Origin of the sequence: Sphingomonas sp. Leaf5, assembly GCF_001421155.1 — a bacterium.
GTDB lineage: Bacteria > Pseudomonadota > Alphaproteobacteria > Sphingomonadales > Sphingomonadaceae > Sphingomonas.
In genome coordinates, this window is the sequence record NZ_LMJZ01000021.1 from 23,695 (window position 1) to 46,223 (window position 22,529).

Annotated in this window: 23 protein-coding genes; 11 read left to right on the forward strand and 12 right to left on the reverse strand. The window is 67.3% G+C overall.

Annotated elements, in window-relative coordinates; translation table 11 throughout:
* Positions 1-346: 346 nt before the first annotated feature.
* From ASE50_RS13680 to ASE50_RS13690, 3 genes are read right to left on the reverse strand one after another with little or no spacing between them, the layout of a single operon-like run.
* Positions 347-1,189 (reverse strand): S1/P1 nuclease, encoded by an 843-nt coding sequence (locus ASE50_RS13680; protein ID WP_056401547.1) that lies wholly within the window; start codon positions 1,187-1,189, stop codon positions 347-349.
* Between the two features lie 43 nt (positions 1,190-1,232).
* The gene (locus ASE50_RS13685) at positions 1,233-2,171 is read right to left on the reverse strand and encodes an isoaspartyl peptidase/L-asparaginase family protein (RefSeq protein WP_056401549.1); all 939 of its coding nucleotides are present in this window, start codon (positions 2,169-2,171) and stop codon (positions 1,233-1,235) included.
* A gap of 33 nt (positions 2,172-2,204) precedes the next feature.
* On the reverse strand, positions 2,205-3,371 hold the full coding sequence (locus ASE50_RS13690; protein WP_056401550.1) for an acyltransferase family protein: 1,167 nt from the start codon (positions 3,369-3,371) through the stop codon (positions 2,205-2,207).
* A gap of 103 nt (positions 3,372-3,474) precedes the next feature.
* Here ASE50_RS13690 and ispG point away from each other — a divergent pair, with 103 nt between their 5' ends.
* Positions 3,475-4,599: a flavodoxin-dependent (E)-4-hydroxy-3-methylbut-2-enyl-diphosphate synthase gene (ispG, locus tag ASE50_RS13695; RefSeq protein ID WP_056401551.1), complete on the forward strand. Its 1,125-nt coding sequence runs from the start codon at positions 3,475-3,477 to the stop codon at positions 4,597-4,599.
* A gap of 43 nt (positions 4,600-4,642) precedes the next feature.
* On the opposite strand, the gene ASE50_RS13700 is transcribed toward ispG, so the two are convergent.
* Entirely contained in the window at positions 4,643-5,281 is a 639-nt protein-coding gene (locus tag ASE50_RS13700) for a DUF1345 domain-containing protein (RefSeq protein ID WP_056401552.1), read from the reverse strand.
* Between the two features lie 201 nt (positions 5,282-5,482).
* Between ASE50_RS13700 and ASE50_RS13705 the strand changes: the two genes are divergently transcribed.
* Positions 5,483-6,367: a DMT family transporter gene (locus ASE50_RS13705; protein ID WP_056401555.1), complete on the forward strand. Its 885-nt coding sequence runs from the start codon at positions 5,483-5,485 to the stop codon at positions 6,365-6,367.
* Positions 6,364-6,729: a TfoX/Sxy family protein gene (locus ASE50_RS13710; protein ID WP_056401557.1), complete on the forward strand. Its 366-nt coding sequence runs from the start codon at positions 6,364-6,366 to the stop codon at positions 6,727-6,729. The genes ASE50_RS13705 and ASE50_RS13710 overlap by 4 nt, the downstream gene beginning before the upstream one ends.
* Positions 6,730-6,826: 97 nt before the next feature.
* Here the strand turns inward: ASE50_RS13710 and ASE50_RS13715 are convergent, their stop codons facing one another.
* From ASE50_RS13715 to ASE50_RS13725, 3 genes are all read right to left on the reverse strand, one after another.
* Positions 6,827-7,498: a putative 2OG-Fe(II) oxygenase gene (locus tag ASE50_RS13715; protein WP_056401559.1), complete on the reverse strand. Its 672-nt coding sequence runs from the start codon at positions 7,496-7,498 to the stop codon at positions 6,827-6,829.
* Between the two features lie 27 nt (positions 7,499-7,525).
* Complete coding sequence (ppa, locus tag ASE50_RS13720) at positions 7,526-8,101, reverse strand: inorganic diphosphatase (protein ID WP_056401562.1); 576 nt, start codon at positions 8,099-8,101, stop codon at positions 7,526-7,528.
* Between the two features lie 137 nt (positions 8,102-8,238).
* Positions 8,239-10,170: a M61 family metallopeptidase gene (locus ASE50_RS13725; RefSeq protein ID WP_082439021.1), complete on the reverse strand. Its 1,932-nt coding sequence runs from the start codon at positions 10,168-10,170 to the stop codon at positions 8,239-8,241.
* A gap of 72 nt (positions 10,171-10,242) precedes the next feature.
* Here ASE50_RS13725 and ASE50_RS13730 point away from each other — a divergent pair, with 72 nt between their 5' ends.
* Positions 10,243-11,535: a methyltransferase family protein gene (locus tag ASE50_RS13730; protein ID WP_156347473.1), complete on the forward strand. Its 1,293-nt coding sequence runs from the start codon at positions 10,243-10,245 to the stop codon at positions 11,533-11,535.
* Between the two features lie 16 nt (positions 11,536-11,551).
* Here ASE50_RS13730 and ASE50_RS13735 read toward each other — a convergent pair whose 3' ends face one another.
* The 5 genes from ASE50_RS13735 to ASE50_RS13755 all read right to left on the reverse strand — a co-directional run bounded on the left by ASE50_RS13735 (position 11,552) and on the right by ASE50_RS13755 (position 16,856).
* Positions 11,552-13,948, reverse strand: a complete 2,397-nt coding sequence (locus ASE50_RS13735) for a TonB-dependent receptor (protein WP_056401567.1) — start codon at positions 13,946-13,948, stop codon at positions 11,552-11,554.
* Positions 13,949-14,072: 124 nt separating this feature from the next.
* Positions 14,073-15,446, reverse strand: coding sequence for a glutamate--cysteine ligase (locus ASE50_RS13740; protein ID WP_056401982.1), 1,374 nt, complete (start codon positions 15,444-15,446; stop codon positions 14,073-14,075).
* 67 nt (positions 15,447-15,513) lie between these two features.
* Positions 15,514-16,257: a 16S rRNA (uracil(1498)-N(3))-methyltransferase gene (locus ASE50_RS13745; protein ID WP_056401572.1), complete on the reverse strand. Its 744-nt coding sequence runs from the start codon at positions 16,255-16,257 to the stop codon at positions 15,514-15,516.
* 9 nt (positions 16,258-16,266) lie between these two features.
* Entirely contained in the window at positions 16,267-16,581 is a 315-nt protein-coding gene (locus ASE50_RS13750) for a DMT family transporter (RefSeq protein WP_056401576.1), read from the reverse strand.
* Entirely contained in the window at positions 16,581-16,856 is a 276-nt protein-coding gene (locus ASE50_RS13755; RefSeq protein WP_056401578.1) for a hypothetical protein, read from the reverse strand. The genes ASE50_RS13750 and ASE50_RS13755 overlap by 1 nt, the downstream gene beginning before the upstream one ends.
* A gap of 135 nt (positions 16,857-16,991) precedes the next feature.
* On the opposite strand from ASE50_RS13755, the gene ASE50_RS13760 reads away from it, so the two are divergent.
* The 7 genes from ASE50_RS13760 to ASE50_RS13790 all read left to right on the forward strand — a co-directional run bounded on the left by ASE50_RS13760 (position 16,992) and on the right by ASE50_RS13790 (position 22,520).
* On the forward strand, positions 16,992-17,198 hold the full coding sequence (locus ASE50_RS13760) for a hypothetical protein (RefSeq protein ID WP_056401581.1): 207 nt from the start codon (positions 16,992-16,994) through the stop codon (positions 17,196-17,198).
* Positions 17,199-17,284: 86 nt separating this feature from the next.
* Positions 17,285-18,214: a 4-hydroxybenzoate octaprenyltransferase gene (gene ubiA, locus ASE50_RS13765; RefSeq protein ID WP_056401583.1), complete on the forward strand. Its 930-nt coding sequence runs from the start codon at positions 17,285-17,287 to the stop codon at positions 18,212-18,214.
* Between the two features lie 38 nt (positions 18,215-18,252).
* On the forward strand, positions 18,253-19,599 hold the full coding sequence (locus ASE50_RS13770) for a TldD/PmbA family protein (RefSeq protein ID WP_056401586.1): 1,347 nt from the start codon (positions 18,253-18,255) through the stop codon (positions 19,597-19,599).
* Positions 19,592-20,377, forward strand: a complete 786-nt coding sequence (locus ASE50_RS13775) for a 3'(2'),5'-bisphosphate nucleotidase CysQ (protein ID WP_056401590.1) — start codon at positions 19,592-19,594, stop codon at positions 20,375-20,377. Before ASE50_RS13770 ends, ASE50_RS13775 begins: the two co-directional genes overlap by 8 nt.
* Position 20,378: 1 nt before the next feature.
* Positions 20,379-20,951: an SMI1/KNR4 family protein gene (locus ASE50_RS13780; RefSeq protein ID WP_056401593.1), complete on the forward strand. Its 573-nt coding sequence runs from the start codon at positions 20,379-20,381 to the stop codon at positions 20,949-20,951.
* Positions 20,952-20,992: 41 nt separating this feature from the next.
* Positions 20,993-21,733, forward strand: coding sequence for an energy transducer TonB (locus ASE50_RS13785; RefSeq protein ID WP_235512341.1), 741 nt, complete (start codon positions 20,993-20,995; stop codon positions 21,731-21,733).
* A gap of 370 nt (positions 21,734-22,103) precedes the next feature.
* On the forward strand, positions 22,104-22,520 hold the full coding sequence (locus tag ASE50_RS13790) for a hypothetical protein (protein WP_056401596.1): 417 nt from the start codon (positions 22,104-22,106) through the stop codon (positions 22,518-22,520).
* The last annotated feature ends 9 nt before the right edge of the window (positions 22,521-22,529 follow it).

Consider the following 22,529-nt stretch of genomic DNA (forward strand, 5'->3'; position numbering starts at 1 on the left):
CGCGTGGTCGCGGTCGTTGGCAGGCGGCCAAGCTGACATGCGCGGACGCGCGGCGCAATGGGGGTGGGTTGGTACGACTGGAAGGGGTTGATGCTTTGGCTTTGCGTCCTGCCGCGAACCGAAATCGCCACGGTAACAATGGCCCGACCCGATCGAACGATGCTTTGGGCCGGACGTTCATTCGGATCACCCGCGCGACTGCTCCCCTCCCTGACAAGGGAGGGGGCGGGGGTGGGTTGGTCGGTTGTGGAACGCTGTCTTTCCTCGGGGGCCGACCCAGCCCCAGCCCCTCCCTTGTCAGGGAGGGGAGTGACAGGTGACCGCGTTCGTTGAAGGTCGATCCGGCCTAGCCGAGCGCCTCGTCGAGCAGACGGGCGAGGCGCAAGCCGCCCTTTTTGACCTGTCCCTGTGCGATCGGGACCAGTCGGGCGACGGTCGCGTCGTCGAGCCTGACCCGGCCAGCGGGTTTCGGGCCGCAGCCGTTGCCGCCCAGCGCCGGGGCATAGGCATAGTCGCGGCTGATCTCCCAGCTGTCGCGGCTCCAGTCGACGACGTCGCCGGCCTGTACCGGTGCGCGTTCGGCGGGGGTGTAGACGCGCAGGATCGAAGGCGGCGTGCTGATCGCGCGTTCGGCGAGGGGACCGTCCCAGATCGAATGGAGATTGAACCGGTCGGGATAATAGATGCCGTAATCCGCCCGTACCCAATTGCCGCCGAGGTCGCCGCGATCGCCGGCATGGAGCGGCATGTGCAGGTCGCCGACGAAGTGGACGAGAAAGGCGAGCGCCATCACCCGTTCGCGCATCGGGACGTCGCGGTCCTTCAACAGCTTCAGGTTGCGGGTGATCTGGGCCGAAACGCAGTTGCCGTCCTTGCACGGTCCCTTCAGATCGAACGGCTTGCACACGTCGACATTCTGGTAATGCCATGAATAGGCATAGCTGAACCGCTCGCCGAGCGGCTTGACGCAATCGGCCCAAACGCTCGCTTCCTCGATGGTGCGCGCCGGGCAGGTCGGGGTTTCGAGCAGCCCCTGATGCCGCAGGATGCGGTCGATCGCGGCGCGGGTTTCGGGCCGGACATTCAGCCGCGCGATCGTCGCAACGCTTTGGTGGCCATATTCCCAATAGGCATAGGCGGGCGAGGTCGCGAACAGGCAGGCGAGCGCGAGGAACAGGCGGCGAATCATCGGGTTGCCCCTTAAAGCCTGTCGTCCGGCATGAAAACCGCGACTATCCTTCCTCGCCATAGATCGCGACGCGGCGGGTGCCGTCGCTGCCGGCGCGGCCGCGATACATGCCGGGGGTGGTGAAGCTCCACGCGACATCGCCATCGGGGCCGGCGACGATGACGCCGCCGGTGCCGCCCAGCGCCTGCGTCTCGGCCAGCACCGTGTCGGCGGCGGTTTGCAGGTCTTCGCCGGTAAAGCGGATGCGCGCCGAAATTTCGTGCGCGACGCCGATGCGGATGAAGAATTCGCCGGCCCCGGTCGCCGAAACGGCGCAGGCGCGGTCGTCGGCATGGGTGCCGGCCCCGATCAGCGGCGAATCGCCGATCCGGCCCCAACGCTTGCCGGTGACGCCGCCGGTCGAGGTCGCGGCGGCGACATGGCCGGCGGCATCGACCGCGACCGCGCCGACCGTGCCGTATTTCATGTCGACGTCGAACCAGCCATCGGGATTGGCCTTCATCGCCTCGAGCTGGGCGCGGCGTTCGGGGGTGACGAACCAGTCGGGATCGACCTGTTCGACGCCCTGTTCGGCAGCGAAGGTATCGGCACCCTTGCCGGCGAGCAGGACATGGGGGCTGTGTTCCATGACGGCGCGCGCGAGGCTGACGGGGTGACGGGTGCGGGTGACGCCGGCGACCGCACCGGCGGCGCGGGTCGCGCCGTCCATGATCGCCGCATCCAGTTCGATCGCCCCGTCGAAGGTGAAGACCGCGCCACGCCCTGAATTGAAGGTAGGATCGTCTTCCAGCACGGCGACCGCCGCCTCGACCGCATCGAGCGCGCTGCCGCCCGTGGCCAGCACCGCTTCGCCGGCGGCCAGCGCGGCGTCGAGGCCGGCGCGGGCGGCGGCGTCGGTCGCGGCGCTGACGGTGTCGCGGGTCAGGATGCCGGCACCGCCATGCACCAACAGGGTCCAGCGGGGGGCGGGGGCACTCGACATGGCTTCATCCTGCTACGGTTACGTGCCCGCCTGCTAGCAGATCGCGGGTCGGCTGCCACCCTGTCGTACCGGGCGCGGGGTGACGCCGACGAGGACTCCGAACGTTGGCACTAGCCGGGCCAGTGCGACGGTCGCGGCGCAGGCGGCGATCGTCGCGGTCAGAATCGCCGCCGCCTGAACCGGTGGGGCCAGTGCCAGCGGCAGGGTGAACCACGTCGCCAGCACGATCGCGGGATGATGGACGAGATAGGCGGGCAATACCGCCTGTCCCAGCGTCCGCCGCCAGCGATGGTCGCGATTGGCATGGGCGTCGGCGAGGTGGAACAGCGTGACGACCATCCCCCATGCCATGACCGATCGAGCCGCGCGGCTGGCGGCCATCATCGCGTGCGGCGGGATGGCGGTGCCGGGATAGCGAACCTCCACCGTCATCGCGACGCCGCCCGCCAGCAGCGCGAGCAGGGCGGCCAGGGGCCAGCATCGGTGGAGCGAGCGCCACAGCGGCGGATGGCGTGCAATCAGGAAGCCGAGGACGAACAGCGTCAGGAACTGCGAATGGCCCGCCCAGTCGCGAAACAGCCCCTGCCGTTCGGGGATCAGGAACAGCAGCGCCAGTCGCGCCGCCGCCGTCGCCGCCATCGGCACCCACAACAGGCGCATGCCGGGCGACAGCCACGCCGCCACCCGGTCGAGCCATGCCAGCGCCGCGCGCGATGCCGTGACGCCGGCCACGATCATGGTGTAGGCCCATAGATAGACGAGGAACCAGAGATGCTCCCAACTGGGAAACTCGACGCCCCACCGCGTGCCGACCGCCCACGCATCGAACAGCCAGAAATGCAGATAGCCATCGGGATAGCCGCTCTCGCGCACCCGCACCCACATTTCGAGCGGCACGATCGCGACCATGCCGAAGGCGAGCGGGACCAGCAGCCGCCGCGATCGATCGCGGGCAAAGGCCGCCCAGCCGCCGGCCCGCGCGAACAGCATCGCGCTGGCATAGCCCGACACGGCGAACAACAGGCCCAGCCGCCACGGCGTCAGCGCCGCCATCGGCACGACCAGCGCAGGATAGGCGTGGCCGGTCGACACGATCCAGTGCCACGGGCTGAACGCCAGCCCGATATGATAGGGGATGAGCATGGCGAATGCGGCGATGCGCAGCCAGTCCAGCCCGTAATGGCGACCCGCCGGTGTCATGCGTTGCTGGCGTTCCCTGCGACCTGTGTTCAGGCGACTTCCGCCTGACGCAATGCCGCCCTATACTGGGAACAAATAACCGAAGCGTTAGCGAGAATTTACCATGTCGATCCGCCCATGGCGCGATATCCACCGCCGGCAAAGCCGCCAGATCATGGTCGGCAACGTCCCCGTCGGCGGCGACGCGCCGGTCACGGTGCAGACGATGACCAACACCGACACCTCCGATGCGGTGGCGACGATCGACCAGATCCGCCGTTGCGAAGAGGCGGGCGCGGACATCATCCGCGTGTCGTGCCCCGACGTGCCGAGCACCGCCGCGCTGCGCCAGATCACCCGCGCCGCGCGCGTGCCGATCGTCGCCGACATCCATTTCCACTATAAGCGCGCGCTGGAAGCCGCCGATGCCGGTGCGGCCTGCCTGCGCATCAATCCGGGCAATATCGGGTCGAACGAGCGCGTCGCCGAAGTCGTGCGCGCGGCCAAGGCCAATGGCTGCGCGATCCGCATCGGCGTGAATGGCGGCTCCCTCGAAAAGCATCTGCTCGAAAAATATGGTGAGCCATGCCCCGACGCGCTGGTCGAGTCGGCGATGGACCATATCAAGCTGTTGCAGGACCACGACTTCCACGAATTCAAGGTCGCGGTGAAGGCGTCCGACCTGTTCATGGCGGTCGCCGCCTATCAGCAGCTGGCCGAGATGGTCGATTGCCCGCTGCACCTGGGCATTACCGAGGCCGGTGGCTTCGTCGGCGGCACGGTCAAGTCGTCGATCGGCATCGGGTCGCTGCTGTGGTTCGGGATCGGCGACACGATCCGCGTGTCGCTGTCGGCCGAGCCGGAAGAGGAAATCCGCGTCGGCTTCGAAATCCTGAAGGCGCTGGGCATCCGCAATCGCGGGGTGCGCGTCGTGTCGTGCCCGTCGTGCGCGCGGCAGGGGTTCGACGTGATCCGCACCGTGCAGGCGCTGGAGGAGCGGTTGCAGCATATCCGCACGCCGATGTCGCTGTCGGTACTGGGCTGCGTCGTCAACGGCCCCGGCGAGGCGCGCGAGACCGATATCGGCATCACCGGCGGCGGCAATGGCCGGCACATGGTCTATCTGTCGGGGGTCACCGACCACCATGTGCAGGATGCCGACATGATCGAGCATATCGTCAAGCTGGTCGAGGCGAAGGCGGCGGAGATCGATGCGGCGAGTGCGGGGGTGCCGCAGGCGGCGGAGTAGCAACTTCTGCGCCCCTCCCTGAGAAGGGAGGGGCGTTCTTTCCCTATGATCCGCCCAACACGTTCACGCTGAACGCGACCACGCCCAGATTGAACACGAACGCCATCAGGCAATGGCCGGTCACCGTGCGGCGCATCGTGCGCGAGGTGATCGATACGTCCGACGTCTGAAACGTCATGCCCAGCGTGAACGCGAAATAGACGAAGTCCCAGTAATCGGGTTCGTCGGTACCCGGCATATCGACCCCGCCGCTGTCCTTGCCCGACGGGTCTGCGGTGTAGAACAGATGGGCATAGTGCACCGCATAGATGGTGTTGGCGAAGGTCCAGGCGAGCAACAGCGTCGCGACGACCAGCAGGACGACCGGCGCGCTCGGCGCGCCGCGCTGTCCCAGTTCGATCGCGATCGCGATCAACAGCACCAGCGCGATCCCGGCGGACAGCACCAGCAACAGGCCGCGATTGGCGTCGTTGCGGAGCGCCGCCTGCCGCATGCGGTCGGCGGTGGCACCGAGCAGCGGAATGCATGACAGCAGAAAGACGACCGCGGCGATATCGAAGGCGAGCGGCACCCCGATCCGCCAGCCGAACGCCGGCAACGCCCAGCATCCGGCGGCGACCGCGACGGCGGTGAAGGCGACGAAGCGGGGAGGCGCAATGCGCTGGCCGAGGTTGAGTGACATGGGGGGAGGATGTATCGCGCGGCGGGTGCGGCGCAAAGCCCGGGGGGTGGGGAACGCCGCGAACGCAACGGTGCCGTATGCGGACACCCCCCCTCCACCATGCTGCGCATGGTCCCCCTCCTCGTGAACGGGGAGGAGCTTGCGTTGGACAGCATCACAGGCGACAGCAGCGGCGTCGTCCGCTCCCCGAAAGGTCCGTCCATGTCCGCCAACCTGCGCGCCTTCCTCGTCGCGGCGTCGGGGATCGCGATCTATACGGTGATGGACGCGCTGATGAAGCAGCTGTCGATCGAGAGTGGCGCGTATAATGCGGTGTTGTGGCGATCGATCGGCGGCGCGCTGTTGAGTGGCGGGCTGTTCGTCGCGGTCGGGCGACGCTGGCCCGCACGGAAGACGCTGATGCTGCATATCGGGCGCGGCGTGGCCGCCGGATCGTCGGTCGTGCTGTTCTTCTGGGGCCTTGCCCGCGTGCCGATGGCGCAGGGGGTCGCGCTCACCTTTCTCGCGCCGCTGATCGCGCTGTATCTGGCGGCGCTGTTCCTGGGCGAGACGATCCGCCGCGCGGCGATCGTCGGATCGGTGGTCGCTTCGGCGGGCGTGCTGGTGATCGCGGCGGGGGAGGTGCAGGCCGATGCGTCGACACAGGCCGTGCTCGGCAGCCTCGCCTGCGTCGCTGCGTCGGTACTGTATGCGGGCAGCCTGATTCTGCTGCGGCGACAGGCGCAGGTGGCCGATCCGGTCGAGGTCGCGTTCTTCGCCAATCTGGTCATCGGCGCGATGCTGTTGCCCGCCGCGCCGTGGCTGGGGAGCGCGCCGGCGGCGTCGCAGTTGTTGCCGCTCACGGTCGCCATCCTGCTCAATATCGCATCGGTCATGGCGCTGGCCTGGGCCTATGCGCGGGCGGAGGCGCAGGTGCTGGCACCGGTCGAATATAGCGCGTTCGTGTGGGCGGCGCTGGCCGGCTGGATCGCGTTTGGCGAGACGGTGTCGCCCTATACCGTCATCGGTGCGCTGCTGATCGTCGCGGGGTGCGTGGTCGCGGTCCGGCGGCGGGTGCCGGCGGTGCAGAGCGAGGCGGGGGTATGAGCGCGGACGCGGGACTGTTACTGTGGGTCGAGGAAGCGCTCGGCCCGATCGGGCGCGTAACGTGGCGGCGGATGATGGGCGGCGCGACGCTGTATCTCGACGGCACGGTCTTCGCGATCGTGCTCGACGATGTGTTGTGGTTCAAATCGGACGCCGTGGCCGATCCGCGATGGGACGCGGCCGGGTGCGCGCGGTTCACCTATGACCGGAAGGACGGCAGCGTGGCGACGATGAACTATCGCCGGGCACCCGATGGCGTGTTCGACGATGCCGACCTGCTGGCGGAATGGGCGGTGCTGGCGGTCGAGGCGGGGCGGCGCGCGCCGGTGAAGCGCAAACGCGTGTCCCAAAAACCGACCTAGCGAATGGCCGTACCGGTATTGAATCGCCGTCGTTGCCCTGCGCGCAGGCCGATGATCCGACATGCGGCAGCTATGCCCTAACCCTTCACGTCGATATTCATTGCGATCGAGATGCGATCCCGGCTGCCGCGATGGGGGCGGACGCCGTGCCGCAGCCAGACGGAAACAGGACGAGGTCGCCGGCGCGGGTCGGGAGGCGGCGCTCGTTCGACTGTGGCTGTCCATCGATGCCGATCATGCGGAAACCGGGCAGCCGCATCATCGTGACCGGGAACCGCGGGTCTTCGAAATAGAGCTCACCGCCGAGGTCGGCGTCGGTAGGGTCGGTCCCCATGTCGAGATAATAGACCGCCGCCCACAAAATGCCGGGATGCGCGTGGCTCATGTTCAGCGCGCCGGGCGGCGAGATGTTGGCCCACATCCGCACGGTCCATTCGACCCGCGCCGGATCGCGCCCTTCGAAATGGGAGGCGCGGCGGGCCATGCGGATGGCGAGGTCGGCGAGGCGTCCGGCGGCCGGGCCGCCCCATGCCAGCATGTCGGTATCGCTGTGCCAGCCGCCGATATTGGATCGGTTCAGCCCGCCGGCATCGCCGGCCGCGCGCGACAGGATCGCGAGGCGCAGGTCGGCATCGATCGTGGCCGGTTCCTGCAACTGCGCGTGCAGGATCGGGGTTTCGAACAGCCCGAGTTGCGCCGCGCGAACCCGCAGGGCGTCGGGGGACAGGCCGGTAGCGGCAGCGCCGCGATCCGACGTTACCTGCACCATGTCCTGCCCCCCGGCACCGTTATCGGATCAGCGACCCGGAACTTCGTAGTCGTGCGGCTCTTCGCCCTGCGCCTTGGCTTCGTTGTAGCGGTCGATCGCTTCGGTCGTGATGCGCTTGGCTTCCTCGGCGCCGCCCCACGTGCCGATGCGGACCCACTTCTTCTTTTCGAGGTCCTTATAGTGGGTGAAGAAATGCTCGATCTGTTCGAAGACGATTTCGGGCAGATCGCCCTTCTCGCCGACGTTGCTGTAATAGGGGAAGGTCGAGTCGACCGGCACGCACACCAGCTTTTCGTCGCCGCCGGCTTCGTCCTCGAGGTTCAGCACCGCGATCGGGCGGGCGCGAACGACGCAGCCGGGGATGAACGGCGAGCGCGACACGACCAGCGCGTCGAGCGGATCGCCGTCCGGCGACAGGGTGTGCGGCACGAAGCCGTAATTCGCCGGATAGCGCATCGGCGTGTGCAGGATGCGATCGACGAACAGCGCGCCCGAGGCCTTGTCGAATTCATACTTCACCGGTTCGCCACCAGTCGGAACTTCGATGATGACGTTCAGGCTGTGCGGCGGATTGTCGCCGGTCGGCACCATGTCGATGCGCATTGATAATCTCCCTCTTTCCGCACGTACGCGGGTTGATGCGCCCTTTAGCTGCATTTGCAGGCCGTTGAAGCACGTTTTGTTTGGAATCGTACACCGGACGATCCGGTGGTCCCTGATCGGGACCACCCAGCGCCACTTTATTTCGCGGTCAGCAACCGGTCGAGCCCGCCATCGCCCTGACCGACCTTTTCCAGCCGGGGGTAGCGATGCCCGTCAAAATAGGGGATCGCGACCTCGCGCACCGCGCCGTTCAGATTGACGGTCAGGCGGATCGGCTCCTTGCCGCCCTTCGCCGTACCGACCGCATCGCGCAGGCGGTCGGGCGTATAGGCGCTGCCGTTGACCCCGACGATCGTCGTGCCGATCTCGAACCCGGCCTTGAACGCCGGGCTGCCCCAGATCACGCTGGTGACCTTGCCATCCTTGTTCGCGGCGAGACCCAGCGAATAGGGGAGCGACACGCCGCCCGCGCTCTTTTCGCGCCCCTTCAGATAGGCGGTCGGGGTGTCGGTATAGGTCAGGCGATAGCCGTTGGCGGCAAACCCGTCGATCGGCGCGCGGTCGGTGCGGGCGTTCAGCCGCTTGTCAAGGAACCCGGCCCAGTCATAGGGCTGGATGCCGTTCAGCGTCTTCGCGACATCGGTCAGCGTATAGGGCAGCACGCCCCAGTCGCCGTCGCGCATCCCGAAAAAGGCGCGGGCGAAATCGTCCATCGACTTGGTGCCGCCCGACTGTTTGCGGAGCATCGAATCGACCTCCATCCACACCAGCAGGCCTTCGTTGTAATAATCCTCGGACCGCTGCCACGTCGGCCAGCCCTTGGGACGCCGGGCGGTGATGACCGGATCGTTGGTGGTGTCGACCAGCGGCCGCCACTGCCGCCCTTCGCGCGCGTCCAGGGCGGCGGCGATGTCGGCATAGGCGTCGAGCGTATCCTGCTTCGACACCAGCCCCGAGCGCGCCTGCAACACATAGCCCCAGAACTGGGTCTGCCCTTCATAGACCCACAGCAGCGAGTTGCGCATCGGCATGCGGAAATCGGGCGTGAACAAATCCGCCCCGCGACGGTACTTGCCGTCCCAGCTATGGGTGAATTCGTGCGGCAGCAGGTTGCGTTCGCCCGGGCTCGACGCCCAGTCGGTGAAATAGCCGGGGTCGACGCCGTTTTCGGACGAACGATGATGTTCAAGGCCGATCGAGCCCATCTTGTCGGTGATCGACAGCAGGAATTCATATTTGTCGTAATGCTGCGCGCCGAACAGCTTCACCGCCTGTTCGACCAGCCGGGTGTGTGCCGCGACCTGATCGGGGGTGGCGGCCAGTTCGGAGGGCTTGTCGGCGACGATGTTCAACCCGACGCGGTCGGTGAGCGCGAACCGTTTGAAATATTTGCCGGCGAATACGGGTGAGTCGATCAGCGTTTCGTAGCTGGTCCGGTCATATTTATAGACGCCGTTCTGCACCTTCGACGGCAGGCCCGATGCGGCGGTCCAGCCGGTAGGATAGCGCACCGTCGCTTCGATCGGAATCCGGCGGGTGTAGTAGCCGGCGGGGTAGAGGCTGACCGCTTCGAATTGCAGGTTCAGCATTTCGGGGGTCACGACGATGCGGCCCTGATCGCCCTGCTGCGCCGACAGGAACTGGAACTGTACGTCGAGATTCTTCGCGCCGGCGGGCACGTCGATATGGAAGGAGAACATGTCGAGCACGTCGCGGGTCCATGGCAGCTCGCGGCCACTGGCGCGAACGACGAGGCCGGCCAGCTTCTCAATCTCGCCGCGGGGGCCATGCTTGCCGGGCAGCCATTTCGGCATCATCAGCACCATGTGGCCGGTGCGGGCGACCGGGATCGTTTCCTTCACGCGGAAGATGCCCTGCACCGTGTCGGTCGCGTCGACGTCGAGCTTGATCGTGCCGGGATAGTCGATGTCGCGCGCGGCGGGGACGGTGTCGACGATCGGGGTGGGTTGCGGCAGCGTGTTGCCCGGCGGGTTGATCTGGGCGGTGGCGGGCAGGGCGGTGGTGAGCAGCAAGGCGATCAGCGGGATACGCAACGAATGGGTACGCAAGGGCGGGGACTTCCTTCGGACGCGGATATGCTTCACCGGATGCTTACCATGTCGGTGATAGCGGATGACGCCATGTATCACGCCAACCCGTTGCCTGTGCAAGCCGAACCCGAATCGCGGCCCGCATCGGCGGTGTCGGCAGGCGTCGGGCTGGCCGGTCTGGCCGGGCTGTGCGGCTGGATCGCGGTCGCGTGGCATTACGGGATGGACGGGCCGTATGCGGCGCTGGTCAACGTCGTCGCCTGTGCGGTGCCGATGGTGCTGTGGTCGCTGCTGGTCGACAAGGTGCATCGCAACCCGTCGACCGGCCTCGATTGGGACCGGGTCCGGCCGTGGCGCGAGACGGTCGAGATCAGCCTGACCAAGCTGGCCGGGCTATGGCTGACGTGGGGCACGATCGCCGGCATCTATGCGACCGGGCGATTTTATTGGCAGGGCGGGTTCGCCTTTTCGATGTGGGTGTTCGAATGGGCGGCGGTGCCGCTGTTCGTGCTGTCGATCCCGTACATGCTGTGGATCGACCGGCGACTGGTCGACCCGAAGGACGGGTGCTGGGCGCTGGGGGCGTGGATGATGCACCTGCCCGAGCCGATCGACCACGTGGCGATTTTCAACCATCTGCGCGGCTGGGCGGTGAAGGCGTTCTTCCTCGCCTTCATGCTGGCGATCGTGCCGCCGGGGTTCGGCGAACTGATCCGCACGCAGCGCGCCGACATCGTGACCGAGCCGGTGCCGCTGGCCAACTGGCTCATCACCTTCATGTTCGTGATCGATGTGGGCGTGGCGACCGCCGGCTACATCCTCGCGATGCGGCCGCTCGACAGCCATATCCGCAGCGCCACGCCCTATGCCGCCGGGTGGGCGGCGGCGCTGATCTGCTATCCGCCGTTCATCCTGATGGCCGATGGCGGACCGCTGGATTACCATCCGGGGACGTCGGACTGGACCCGCTGGTTCGCCGGGCAGCCGGTGGCGTTGTGGCTGGTCGGCGCGGTGCTGGTCGGGCTGACCGCGATCTATGCATGGGCAACGCTGGCGTTCGGTTTGCGCTTTTCGAACCTGACGCATCGCGGCATCCTGACGCACGGACCCTATGCGTTCAGCCGGCATCCGGCCTATCTGTCGAAGAACCTGTTCTGGTGGATTTCGACGATCCCCGTCCTGACGACCGCCGACAACTGGACCGAGGCGGCGCGCAATACCGCGATCATGGCGGCGGTCAGCGGCGTCTATTACTGGCGTGCCCGGACCGAGGAACGGCATCTCGGCCTCGATCCGGTCTATCGCGCCTATAGCGGCTGGATGACGCGCCATGGCGTCATCCCGCGCGCCTTTGCCCGTATCGGGATCGGGCGGGGGACATAACCCCCGCCCGACGCGATCAGAATCCGCCCGACAGCGTGAAGAACGCCATGCGCGGCGGCTGGGCATAGGTGTTGAAGGTCCGCGCGGCGGCACCGACGACGATTTCGTAGATACCCTTGCGGTCGGTCAGGTTGGTGATGTTGACCGACAGCCGCATGTTGCGCAACCCCAGTCCGAGCGTTTCGGGCAGCGCATAGCTGGCCTGAAGGCTGACGAGATAGCGGCCGGGCACCGACTGGTCGTTGGTATAGGTCGCAAAGCGGCGGCCGACGAAATCGCCGATCGCCTGCACCTCGAACGGACCCGACGCGGCGGTGACGACCGTCTTGTTCAGCCAGCGCGCGACGTTGGGCACGTCCTTGCCCGCCGTCGCGATGGTGGTGGTGCCGCTGACATAGTCATCATCATAGCGCGACCGGTTGTAGGACAGCGCATTGTAGATCGAGAAGCCCGGTCCGAACCGCACCGTCGCCGCCGCATCGATGCCGTTGGTGGTGACGCCGCCGACATTCTGCAGGATCGACACGCCGCCGATGACCGAGGCGATGACCGGCGTCGCGCTGATCTGCAGCAGGCGGTTGCTGAAATCGACGTGATAGGCGCTCAACTGCCCCTCGATCGCAGTGACCGGGCCGAGGTCGACATTGTGACGCGAGCGGACGCCGGCTTCATAGGTCCACGACGATTCAGGCTGGGTATCGGCCGTGATCTGGTCGAACGCCTGCTGGCTGCCGACGTTGAACGGCGACAGGCCGGCGGCGACCGATGCCTGGAACTGGCGGACATTCTTCTGGATATGGCCGAAGACCTGGTCGTTGGGCGTCACGTCCCATACCGCACCGATCGCGGGCAGGAACCATTTGCGGGTGTTGAGCTGACCCTCCGGGAAGCCGGTCGACGATCCGGGCAGCGCGCCCGGCAGCGGCTGGACCGGGATGCGCCCCTCGGCGAATTGCAGGCTGGATTTGAACCCGCCCTCGATCGCAAGGGCCGGGGTCACCTGCCACCGGTCCTGCACGTGCAGCTGGACCAGATCATATTCGACGACGCTGGCATATTGGGTCAGCCGGCGCAGCGACGGATCGGCATATTCGTACGGCGAGGGCGGGCTGCCGACCGGCACCGCATACCAGCGGCGGAAGATCGTGTTGCGATTATGTTCGTACCAGCCGCCGATGTCGAACACATGGTCGCCGCTGGTGACGGTCACCGCCGCCAGTGCGCCGACGCGGTTGATGCCATATTCGGTGGTGCGCAGCGCATAGCCCGAATTGCCGAACACCTGCTTCAGATTCTGGCCCGGGTAATAGATGCGGAACAGCCCCGGCAAACCCGCGACCGAAATCGGGCCGACGATCTGCCCCTGACCATCGTCATGATGGTAATAGGGCTGGAGCTTGAAGACGATGCCGTCGCCCAATTTCTGTTCGAGCTTGAGATAGGCGAGATAGTCGGTACGCTGCGCATCGCCATAATAGTTGGTGTAGTTGGCCGGGTTGTTCGACGGCGGGGCACCGTTCGCGTCGAGATAGGCGAGCGCCCGCTGCCAGTTCGGATACAGCACGGTGCGGTAATAGGGTTCGAAGCTGCCGGTGTTGCGCGCGACCGAATCCTGGTTCGGTTCGTCCTTCTGGCTGTACGCGAAATAGCCGGTCAGCGTGGTCGTCGGCGTCGAGTGGACGAACTTGGCGTTGGCCTGCCACCCCTTTTGCCGGGCGTCGAATTCCCATGCGCGGGCGTTCTGGCGGATGCCCGAGATGTAGAGCGCGTTGCTGCCGCCCAGTGCGTCGAACCGGCCGGTGTCGAAGCGCAGATAGCTGCGGCTGGCGTCGTAACTGCCGAAGGTCTGGCCGAAGCGACCGCCCATTTCGGCCGCCGGATCGCTGGTATAGGTTTCCAGACCGCCGCCCAGATTGCTGGCCGATGCGGTAGCGAGGTCGGCGGCACCGGCGGTCAGGCGGACGCGGGCGACGTTTTCGCTGATGACCGCGCGCTGTGGCGACAGGCTGTTGAAATTGCCATAGGACTGATCGCCGAGCGGCACGCCGTCGAGGGTGAAGCCGAGCTGGTTCTGATTGAAGCCGTGGACGAACAGCGCGATATTCTGTTCGTTATTGCCCCAAGGATCGGCGGTTTCGAACTGCACGCCGGGCAGGGTCTGGATCGCCTTGACCGGATTGACGCCGGGCAGGACCTTCTGGATTTCGGCGGCTTCGAGCACGACGGCCGAGCGGGTCGTGCGCTTGCCGGTGACGACGACCGTGCCGTCCGCCTGATCGGTCGTATCGGCATCGGCCGCAGCCTCCGGCGCGATCTGCTGCGCGGCGGCGGGGGCGGCAAGGATCAATGACGCAAGCGACGCGGCAAGCAACAGGCGTGCACGACGGCGCACCGCCGAGGTAACGGACAACATGAAATTCCTCCCGGAACCGCGAAAGCGCGGACCGGGGTCGCCTATGCGTCGTCGATGACAGCTGTGCGCCGAAACGATTGCAATTCGGTGAATATCGAAAATTGGTATCCGAATTAGCGAAAAATTAGAAGCTGTAGTCGTCGTACGCCTTCGACAGGTCGCCCGCCCATGCACCGGCAAACTTGTCGAGCAGCACCTGCGCGGGCACCTTGCCCGAACGGACGACCTCGCGCAGCGGTTCGAGGAAGCCGCTCTCATCCTCGCCCGACGGGCCGAGACGACGGCGGGCGGAGAGGCCCTTGCCGGCGATGTCGAGTACTTCGCCCGCCACGTCGCGCAGGCGACCGCCGCCGGGTAGCGGTGCATCGAGGCCGAGCGCCGGCACCGCATCGCGCAGCGTCTGACGGTCGTCGATCGACCAGCCCTTGACCAGATCCCACGCGGCATCGAGCGCCTGGCCGTCGTAGAGCAGCCCGACCCAGAAGGCGGGCAGCGCGCAGATGCGACCCCATGGACCGCCGTCGGCACCGCGCATTTCGAGGAAGGTTTTCAGCCGCACTTCGGGGAAGGCGGTGGAGAGATGGTCGGCCCAGTCGTCGATCGTCGGCTTTTCGCCCGGCAGGACCGACAGATTGCCCTTCAGGAAGTCGCGGAACGACAGGCCGGCAGCGTCGATATACCGGCCGTCGCGATAGACGAAGTACATCGGCACATCGAGCGCATAGTCGGCATAGCGTTCATAGCCAAAGCCGTCCTCGAACACGAAGGGCAGCATGCCGGTGCGCGCGGGATCGGTGTCCGACCAGATGTGCGAGCGATAGGATAGCTGGCCGTTGGGCAGGCCATCGGTGAATGGCGAATTGGCGAACAGCGCGGTGGCGAGCGGTTGCAGCGCGAGGCCGACGCGGAATTTCTGCACCATGTCCGCCTCGCTCGCATAGTCGAGGTTCACCTGAATGGTGCAGGTGCGCAGCATCATGTCGAGGCCCATCGTGCCGACGCGCGGCATATGGTTCAGCATGATGCCATAGCGGCCCTTGGGCATGATCGGCAGTTCGTCGCGGCGCTTGTCGGGCCACATGCCTAGCCCCAAGAAGCCAAGGCCCAGTTCGTCGCCGACCGCCTTCACCTGATCGAGATGCCGACCGGTTTCGGCGCAGGTCTGGTGCAGGGTTTCGAGCGGCGCGCCCGACAGTTCGAACTGTCCGGCGGGTTCGAGGCTGACCGAGCCGTCCTTGCCGGTCAGGGCGATGACCTTGCCGCCTTCCTCGACCGGACGCCAGCCGAAGCGTTCGAGCCCGGCGAGCAGGTCGCGGATGCCGCCCGGTTCGTCATAGGACGGCGCGGCGTGATCGCTGGTGCGATACACGAACTTTTCGTGCTCGGTGCCGATCCGCCAGCGTTCGGCCGGCTTCTCGCCCCCGGCGAAATAGGCGATCAGTTGCGAACGGTCCTCGATGACCGCTGCGCTGGTGTCCGAAACGGTCTTCGTGCTCATGGTCGCGCCCATAAACGGGGCGAGGGTGCGATGCTAGGGGGCTGTCGTTGATACGGGTATAGCGCGGCTACCAGTCGCCGGCGGCGGCCATCCACAAGGCGGTCGCGGCCGCCGCCGCCGTCTCGGCGCGTAGGATACGCGGGCCGAGCGCGATACCGACCGCCTGCGGCAGCGCGCGGACGGCGTCGCGTTCCTCGGGATCGAAGCCGCCTTCGGGACCGATCAGGATCGCGGCGGGGCCGGGATGCGTCCGCATCGCCGCGACCGCCGGCACCCCGCCGGTCTCGTCGGCGAAGAACAGCGTGCGTTCCGCCGGCCAGTCGCGCAGCAGCGCGGGCAGCTTTAACGGTTCGGCAAGCGCGGGCAAGGCGGTGCGGCCGCATTGCTCGGCGGCCTCGATCGCGTGCGCGCGCAACCGGTTGAGGTTCAGGCGGTCGACGACGGTGCGACGGGTCAGCACTGGCACGATGCGATCGACGCCCAGCTCGCACGCCTTTTCGATCACCCAGTCGATGCGGCCCTTCTTGGTCGGGGCGATGCACAGCCAGAGATCTGGCACGACCTCCCGATCGCGGAGATGGTCGGTCGCCTCGAGGATCAGATCGCGCTTGCGGACCTGCGACGCGACCCCGCGCCATTCGCCACTCGCGTCGTCGAACAGACGGACGGTGTCGCCGTCCTTCACCCGCATCACCGACAACAGATAATGCGCCTGCGCGCCGTCCAGCCGGACCTGCACGCCCGGGCCGAGCGGTTGTTCGACGAACAGGCGGGGTGACGAATCGGTCGGCCAGGCGGGGGTGGCGGGCATGGCGCGGGGTTAGGACGCCAGCTTCATGAGTACCAGCCCGCCGAGCAGCATCGCCGCCGCGGTCAGGCGCAGCGGGGTCACCGCCTCGCCGAGCAGGACGATGCCGACGACGAACGCGCCCAGCGCACCGATGCCGGTCCACACCATGTAGCTCGTGCCGAGCGGCAACTGCTTCATCGCCAGCGACAGCAGCCCGAAACTGGCGAACATCGTGACGAAGGTGGCGAGCGTCGGCAGCGGCTTCGAAAATCCGTCCGACAGCTTCATGTAATAGGCCCAGACGATCTCCAGCAGCCCGGCGACGGCCAGCATGACCCATGGCATCACGGCGTCTCCGCGTCGCGTTCGATCCGGTAGGCGGCGTCGAGATAGCGGTCCGCGGCCGCGCGCAGCGCCGGTTCCTTCTCGAACGCTTCGGCCGGGGGTGGCGCTTGGCCGATCGCGTCCATCAGCGTCCACAGCGCGAAGCGGCGCGACGGATCGCGTTCGATACCGAAATCGATCGCCATCCGTTCGCGCGCGGCGTCGATCGTTGCCGGATCGGCGGTTTCGGGGTCGGTCGTGCCGAAATAATGACGCAGCAGCTGGTCGAGGTCCATGGGCCGGGTTGTAGCGGCGATCCCCCGCCGGTGCGACCGGTTCGTGACCGCGACGTGACGAAGGTTTAACGCAACAAATCCGCCATTTCGTGCACTGTATCCGGCATCGGACATGGTGTTCGAAGGAGGTTCAACATGCGTTCCCTTTCGCTGATCGTCCTGCCGCTGGCGATGCTGGCGGCGCAACCTGCGCTGGCCAAGGGCTGTGTCCGCGGCGCTGCCGCCGGCGCGGTCGCGGGTCATTTCGTCGGCAAGGGCCATGGGCTGCTGGGCGCGGCGGCGGGCTGCGTCGCGATGCACCACCATTATGCCAAGCAGGCCAAGGCGCAGGCCAAGCACTGATCGATCGCCCCGTCGCCCTGACCGGTGACGGGGCCGTTCGCGCATTCCCCCTGTCGCTTCGCACGCAGCCGTGGCAGCAGGGCCGCATGCCATCCCCGACCAATGCCGCCGCGTCCGAACAGGTTGCCGATACCGAACATCGCGGGATGATCGCCGTCCTGCCACGACGCGCGCGTCCGTTCGCATTGCTGGCGCGATTCGACCGGCCGATTGGCTGGTGGCTGCTCTACTGGCCCGGAGCATGGGCGATGGCGCTGTCGGGGCGGGCGGTCGAGCGATGGGACATGCTGCTATGGTTCCTGCTGGGCAGCGTCGCGATGCGCGGGGCGGGATGCGTCTATAACGACATCGTCGACCGCGATCTCGACCGGCAGGTGGCGCGAACCGCCAACCGCCCGCTGGCGAGCGGCGCGGTGTCGGTGAAGGCGGCGTGGGTCTGGCTGCTGGTCCTCAGCCTGATCGGACTGGTCGTGCTGCTGCAATTGAACCTGACCGCCGCGATCGTGGCGCTGGCCAGTCTGGCGCTGGTCGCCGCCTATCCCTTCATGAAGCGCATCACATGGTGGCCGCAGGCGTGGCTCGGCATGGTGTTTTCATGGGCGGCACCGGTCGCTTGGGCGCAGATGGGCACCGACGACTGGCTGCCGCTGGTGCTGCTCTATGCCGGGTCGATCGCGTGGGTGATCGGATACGACACCATCTATGCGTGTCAGGATATCGAGGACGACGCGATGGTCGGGGTGCGGTCGTCGGCACGGGCGATGGGCAGCCGGGTGCGGCCCGGCGTGACGCTGTTGTATGCCGTCGCCATCGCGTGCTGGGCGGGAGCGGTGTGGCGGGTGTTCCCGACCCCGCTGGCGCTGGCGGCGTTGCTGCCGGGGGCGCTGCACCTGTTGTGGCAGGTCGCGACGCTCAAACCGGCGGACGGGGCGAACACCTTGCGACGGTTCCGCTCGAACCGCGATATCGGGTTGCTGCTGTTCCTAGGCCTGTTGGTGGTGGGGCAGGCGGCATGAGCGTTGCCGTCACCGCTTCGGCTTCCCATCTGCCGACCATGCTGACTCCGTCCCAAGCCGTCGACCGGGCGCATGCCGCCATGGATCTTGCCAAGCGTCATGGCGCGGATGCCGCCGATGCGATCCTCGTCGCCGATACCGCGCTTTCGGTGTCGGTGCGGCTGGGACAGCTGGAGGATGTCGGCCGGTCGGAAGGCAGCGAACTGGGCCTGCGCGTGTTCGTGGGCCAGCGATCGGCAAGCGTCTCGACGTCCGACCTGTCCGACGCGGGGCTGGACGCGCTGGCCGAGCGGGTCGTGGCGATGGCCCGCGCCGCGCCTGAAGATCGCTGGGCGGGCCTCGCCTCGGCGGAACGGTTGCTGCACGGCGCGGCACCGCTGCTCGACCTCGACGATGGCGGCGACGTTCCCCCGCAATTGCTGCGGGATGCGGCGCTGGCGGTCGAGGATGCGGCGCGGGCCGTATCGGGCGTCAGCAATTCGGAAGGCGGATCGGCCGGGTATAACCGTGCGGTTGTCGCCTTTGCCACCAGCCATGGCTTTGCGCAGGGCTATGCGGTCACCAGCCACGGCATTTCGGCCAGCGTCCTTGCCGGCGAAGGCGCAGCGATGCAGCGCGACTATGCACATCATTCGGCGCGGCACCGCGCGATGCTGGAGGACCCCGAGAGCGTCGGTCGGCGCGCGGGCGAACGCGTGGTCGCGCGGCTGAACCCGGTAAAAGTCGATGGCGGGGCAATGCCGGTGGTGTTCGACCCGCGCGTCGGCGGCAGCCTGATCGGGCATATCCTTGGCGCAATTTCCGGCCCGTCGATCGCGCGCGGCACCAGTTTCCTGCGCGACTGTCTGGGCCATGCGATCCTGCCGACGAACCTGTCGATCCTCGACGATCCGCACCGCCCGCATGGCTTACGCGCGCGGCCGTTCGATGGCGAGGGACTGCCGGTGTCGCCGATGGCGCTGGTCGATCATGGCGTGCTGGAGACATGGCTGCTGGACAGCGCATCAGCGCGGCAATTGGGGCTGGAGCCGACCGGCCATGCCTCGCGGGGGTTGAGCGGGCCGCCGGGGGTGACGACCGGCAACGTCCATCTGGCGGGCGGCACCGGCACACGCGACGCCCTGATCGCCGATATCGAGCACGGCGTGCTCGTCACCGAACTGATCGGGCAGGGGGTCAACGGCGTCACCGGCGATTACAGCCGGGGGGCGTCGGGCTTCCTGATCGAACGCGGCGAGATCACGCGACCGGTATCGGGCATCACCATCGCCGGCAATCTGCGCCCGATGCTGGCGTCGCTGACGGCGGCGGGCGATCTGGAGCATCGGCAGGGCGTCAACGTGCCGACGCTCCGGGTCGATGGCATGACGGTGGCGGGTGGCTGACCCAGCGCTGCTCGAACAGGTAACGGCGATCGTCGCCGAAGCGGCGGCGCTGGCGCATGAGCGCTGGCATGGCGACTTCGCGACATGGGAAAAGGCGCCGGGCAATCCGGTGTGCGAGGTCGACCTGACCGTCGACCGGCTGTTGCGCGACCGGCTGAGCGCGCTGTTGCCCGAGGCGGGGTGGCTGTCGGAGGAGACCGCCGACGACGCGATCCGGCTGGCCAAGCGGCGGGTGTGGATCGTCGATCCGATCGATGGGACGCGCGACTATATCCGCCGGCGCGACGGCTGGGCGGTATCGGTGGCGCTGGTCGAGGATGGGCAGCCGGTGCTGGGCGTGCTCGACGCGCCGGTGCGGCGGCAGCGCTGGACGGCGCGGATCGGCGGCGGGGCGTGGCTGAATGGCAAGCGGCTGGCGGTCAGCACCCGCAGCGACTTTGCCGGCAGTCGCACCCCGGTCGACGCGCTGGCAAAGGCGGACCGCGACCTGGCGATGGTCGCCAAGCCCAATTCGATCGCGCTGCGCATGGCGATGGTCGCGGCGGGCGAGGCCGACTTCCTCGCCACCATCCGCTGGGGCAACGAGTGGGACGTGGCGGCGAGCATCCTGCTGGCACGCGAGGCGGGGGCGACGGTCACCGACGCGATCGGGCGCAAGCTGCGCTTCAACCAGCCGCGCCCGCAGTTTTTCGGGGTGATGGCGGCGGCCCCGGGCATCCATGCGGCGGCGGTCGAGCGGTTGCGCGAGCGGGCGATCGTGGCGTTGGGGAAGCGGTAGGATGGGGTGGCTGGCGCGGCTGTTCGGGCGGGAGCGGCGTGAGCCGTTCGAGTGGGTCAGGGTTGATCGCAGCAACGTGCAACCGCGCCCGGTCGCCCCGCCGGAAGCCGCCGACGATCCTGACTGGGCCTGGCGGACGCTGGTCGCATGGTGGCGACGGGTTGACGGCGATGTGCCAGTCGGCGGTGCGTCCGACGAAGCGATCGAAGCACTCGAACAACGCTACGGCATCTTCCTCCCGCCAGACTTCCGCGCCTATCTCGCCAATGCCTGTCCGTCGCGCGAGGAAGAGATGGATGCCGGGATGGGAACGTGGTGGCACCTCAACCGCCTGCGCAACCTGCCCGACGAGTACGAGCATCCGGTAGGTCCTGTCATCGGCGACGGCGGGCGTCGCTGGTTGTTCTTCGCCGATCATCTGATCTGGAGCTGGGCGTGGGTGATCTGCTGCGAACCGGGACCCGATTGGGGGAAGGTCGCCGTGATCCTTGGCGAGAACGACGATTGTATCGTGGCCGCCAGCTTCTCCGATTTCGTCGTCGGCTATATCGCCGATCCGTACGGGACGACCTGAACCTCGGATCAGCCGCCATTCATCGGCGTTATGCCACGACGATGGCGATGACCACGACGCTCCCCGACCGGACCAAAGGCACCGCGCTGGCGGTGACGATCGGCCTGCATGTCCTGCTCGGCTGGGCGCTGATTGTCGGGCTGAGCGTCGATATCCCGCGCGCCGCGCAAGGCGCGCTGGCGACCTTCGACATCCTGCCGCCGCCGCCCGATCCGCCGCCACCCCCGCCGGTGCCGCAGGTCGTGCGGGCAGGTCGCCCCGAAGGCCGCGCCGCGCCGCCCAACATCCGTTCGAAAGCGACCGAGATCGTCGCCACGCCGCCGGTCGTCCCGCTGCCGGTGCCGCCGCCGATCGTGACCGCGCCGGTCGCAGGACCGGGGCGCGACGCGTCGTCGGGTGCGACCGATCGAGTCGGGCCGGGCACCGGTGCGGGCGGGGTCGGCAGCGGCCTTGGTAGTGGCGGCACGGGGGATGGCGATGGCGGCGGCGGGGGCAACACCCCGCCCGAACAGATCGGCGGATCATTGCAGGGTGCGCGGTTGCCGCCCGAACTGGCGGAGGACGGTTTCGTGGGGACCGTCGAGGTCGATTACGTCGTCGAACCCGATGGCCGGGCGACCGACTGTCGCATCCGCCGGTCGAGCGGCAATCGTGCGATCGACATCGCGACCTGCCGCCAGATCGAACGCGCGTTTCGTTTCCGCCCGTCGCGGGATGGACGCGGTCGGGCGGTGCCGTCGGTCATGGTGCAGCGGCATGACTGGGACGTCGAGCGCGACTGAAAAGACAGAGGTTTTCGGCCAAAGGTCACGAAGGTCACACTTGCACGGTGTTTGTGCGCTGCTCGGCCGTTGCGGTCCGTTGACGCTGGGCGGGACCAGCTCCCCTCCCTGACAAGGGAGGGGCCGGGGGTGGGTCGGCCAGCGGGGAAACGGGTGCTCGTCACAACGGGCCTACCCACCCCCAACCCCTCCCTTGTCAGGGAGGGGAGCGATCAGGTTGCGGAAATTTGTCCGAAAGTGGACTGGCTTCACAGGTTGTGCCGGCGATTGATCGAGAATGAGAAAGAGCGCGGAAGAGGGTACGGATCGCTGGTACCTGTAGGAAAGCAAAAATGACGTCGCTGGAGCAACGTCGTCCAGAGGGCAGCAGATGATCCGTCGCGTGCTGATTCTGTTACCCGTCTTGGCCGTGAGCGGTTGCGGGTCGACGCCCTTGTGCTCGACAGAAATCGTGCAAAGGGCATATGATCGGGGCAGCGACCGGTACGCGATCGTCGAAGCGCGCGACTGCGGTGCGACGACGGACACCGCAACGGTCGTGAAGCTTGGCCGTTCAGGCCGTCCGGCTGACACGACGACCGAAATTTTCATCGCCGACAGCGATCACGGCGCGACCGATCTGCAACGGGCGGGCAACATCTGGATCAGCGTCGTCTGGCCGCGACCGGGCGTCCTGTCGATCGCCTACGCGTCCAAGGCGCGTGTGTTTCGACGCGAGCCGTCCGCCGAAGGGGCGTCGATCACCTATATTGCCAGCGATCCGCTGACCCTGCCGCCGCTACCCTGAGAAACGGCG